Genomic DNA, 2,816 nt, shown 5'->3' with positions numbered 1-2,816 from the left:
GCACTTCCGAGAACACCCCCCCGGAGAACCCGCCGGCGCACCTGCTGGGCGGCGGCCCCACCCGTGTGAAGCGGGCGCGGGCCGGTGGGGGGATCGGTGGCGCCACCGCACGCCGGTTCCTGGAGGAGGACGCCCGGGTCGTCGTCGGCGACAGTCATGCCCGCCGCCTCGACGAGACCGTCCGGGCGCTGGCGGACGAGTTCGGCGCCGACCGGGTCGCCGGAGCCGCCTGCGACGTCACCGACGAGGAGCAGGTCGCCGCGCTCCTCGACCTGGCGGAGGAGCGGCACGGCCGGCTCGACCTGGTCGTCAACAACGCGGGGCTCGGCGGGACGGCCGAGCTGACCGAGATGACCGACGCCCAGTGGGACAAGGTCATCGACGTCACCCTCAACGGGACCTTCCGGTGCACCCGCGCCGCGCTGCGCCGGATGAAGGCGTCCGGCGGCGGGGGAGTCGTCGTCAACAACGCCTCCGTCGTCGGCTGGCGCGCCCAGCGCGGACAGGCCCACTACGCCGCCGCGAAGGCCGGAGTGATGGCGCTCACCCGCTGCGCGGCGGTGGAGGCCGCCGAGTACGGCGTACGCGTCAACGCGGTCTCGCCCAGCCTGGCCATGCACCCGCACCTGGTGAAGGTCACCACGCCCGAACTGCTCGAACAGCTCACCGAGGCCGAGGCGTTCGGCCGGTACGCGGAGCCCTGGGAGATCGCCAACGTCATCGTCTTCCTGGCCAGCGGCTACTCCTCGTACATGACAGGCGAGACGGTGTCGGTCAGCAGTCAGCACGCGTGAGCGGGGAACGACAATGGGTCTGTGCCTACTGCCAAGAACGTGCCCACCGCCAAGAAGAAGCCCGATATGAGCCCCTCGCCCGCGCGGCGCAGGGAGCTGCTCGCCACCGCCGCCGAGGTGTTCGCGGCCCAGGGCTACAACGCCACCACCGTGCGGAAGATCGCGGACGAGGCCGGCATCCTGGCCGGCAGCCTCTACTACCACTTCGACTCCAAGGAGTCGATGCTCGACGAGATCCTCAGCACCTTCCTGGACGAGCTGTGGGCCCGCTACGACTCCGTACTCGCCTCCGGTCTCGGTCCACGGGAGACCATCGAAGCTCTGGTCACCGAGTCCTTCCGGGAGATCGACCGGCACCGGGCCGCGGTCGCCATCTACCAGAAGGAGTCCAAGTACCTCTCGCTCCAGCCGCGCTTCGGCTATCTGGCCGACTCGCAGGAGAAGTACGAGAAGGCCTGGCTCGGAACGCTCGAACGCGGCGTCTCCGAAGGGGCCTTCCGCGGCGATCTCGACGTCCGCCTCACCTACCGCTTCGTGCGCGACACCGTCTGGGTCGCCGCGAGCTGGTACCGGCCGGGCGGACAGCACAGCCCGGAGGAGATCGCCCGCCAGTACCTCGCGATGGTGCTGGAAGGCATCGCGTCCGGGACGCACCGAAAAACGCCGCACCAGGAAACGTAGACCGACCGCCGGTCCCCGGACGGTCGGGACCCCACCAGGTTCCCATGGAGGAGCAGTCATGGCCGAGGCCTACATCGTCGAAGCGGTACGCACCCCGGTCGGGCGGCGCAAGGGCGGGCTCAGCGCCGTCCACCCGGCCGACCTGGGCGCGCATGTGCTCCGGGCCCTCGTGGAGCGTTCGGGCATCGATCCGTCCGCCGTCGAGGACGTCGTTTTCGGCTGTCTGGACACGGTCGGCCCGCAGGCCGGGGACATCGCCCGGACCAGCTGGCTGGCCGCCGGCCTGCCGGAGGAAGTGCCGGGTGTGACCGTGGACCGGCAGTGCGGCTCGTCGCAGCAGGCCGTGCACTTCGCCGCGCAGGGCGTGCTATCCGGCACCCAGGACCTCGTCGTCGCGGGCGGCACCCAGAACATGTCGATGATCCCCATCGCCTTCGCGAGCCGGCAGGCCGCCGAGCCGCTGGGGCTGACCGACGGGCCGTACGCCGGTTCGCAGGGGTGGCGGGCGCGTTACGGGGCCCAGCCTGTCAACCAGTTCCACGGCGCCGAGCTGATCGCCGGGAAGTGGGGCATCTCCCGTACCGACATGGAGGAGTTCGCGCTCCGCTCGCACCAGCGCGCGATCCGGGCGATCGACGAAGGACGCTTCGCACGCGAGACCGCCGCCTACGGTGACGTCACCACCGACGAGGGCCCGCGCCGGGACACCACGCTGGAGAAGATGGCAGGACTGAAGCCCGTCGTGGAGGGCGGACGGCTCACCGCGGGCGTCTCCTCCCAGGTCTCCGACGGGGCTTCGGCCATGCTGCTCGCATCCGAACGGGCCGTACGCGAACACGGACTGACCCCCCGGGCCCGCATCCACCACCTCTCGGTACGCGGTGAGGACCCGATCCGGATGCTGTCCGCGCCCATCCCGGCGACGGCGTACGCGCTGAAGAAGGCGGGCATGTCCATCGACGACATCGATCTGGTCGAGATCAACGAGGCGTTCGCGCCCGTGGTGCTGGCCTGGCTGAAGGAGACCGGCGCCGACCCGGAGAAGGTCAACGTCAACGGCGGCGCCATCGCGCTCGGCCACCCGCTCGGGGCGACCGGCACCAAGCTGATGACGACGCTCCTGCACGAACTGGAGCGCACCGGCGGGCGCTACGGCCTCCAGACCATGTGCGAGGGCGGCGGTCAGGCCAACGTCACCATCATCGAGCGCCTCTGATGCGTCTCTGACACACCTCTCCCGCCGACGCCGACGCAGGCGCCAACGGCCGTGGGGGGGGGGGGGGGCTAGAGGGACGGGCACGGCACCCCCCGCCGAGCGGCGGCCCCCCCCCGGCGCGCCGC

3 protein-coding genes are annotated in these 2,816 nt (G+C 71.3%); all 3 read left to right on the top strand.

What is annotated here, in order from left to right; all coding sequences use genetic code 11:
- Positions 1-41 precede the first annotated feature (41 nt).
- The 3 genes from ACFXBC_RS32190 to ACFXBC_RS32180 all read left to right on the top strand — a co-directional run bounded on the left by ACFXBC_RS32190 (position 42) and on the right by ACFXBC_RS32180 (position 2,691).
- Positions 42-794, top strand: coding sequence for an SDR family oxidoreductase (locus ACFXBC_RS32190; RefSeq protein WP_385032659.1), 753 nt, complete (start codon positions 42-44; stop codon positions 792-794).
- Between the two features lie 66 nt (positions 795-860).
- The gene (locus ACFXBC_RS32185) at positions 861-1,475 is read left to right on the top strand and encodes a TetR/AcrR family transcriptional regulator (RefSeq protein WP_385032656.1); all 615 of its coding nucleotides are present in this window, start codon (positions 861-863) and stop codon (positions 1,473-1,475) included.
- Between the two features lie 58 nt (positions 1,476-1,533).
- Entirely contained in the window at positions 1,534-2,691 is a 1,158-nt protein-coding gene (locus ACFXBC_RS32180) for an acetyl-CoA C-acetyltransferase (RefSeq protein ID WP_385032610.1), read from the top strand.
- Positions 2,692-2,816: the final 125 nt, after the last annotated feature.

The organism is Streptomyces sp. NPDC059398 (assembly GCF_042751845.1).
GTDB lineage: Bacteria > Actinomycetota > Actinomycetes > Streptomycetales > Streptomycetaceae > Streptomyces.
This window is presented reverse-complemented; position numbering and strand designations above follow the sequence as displayed.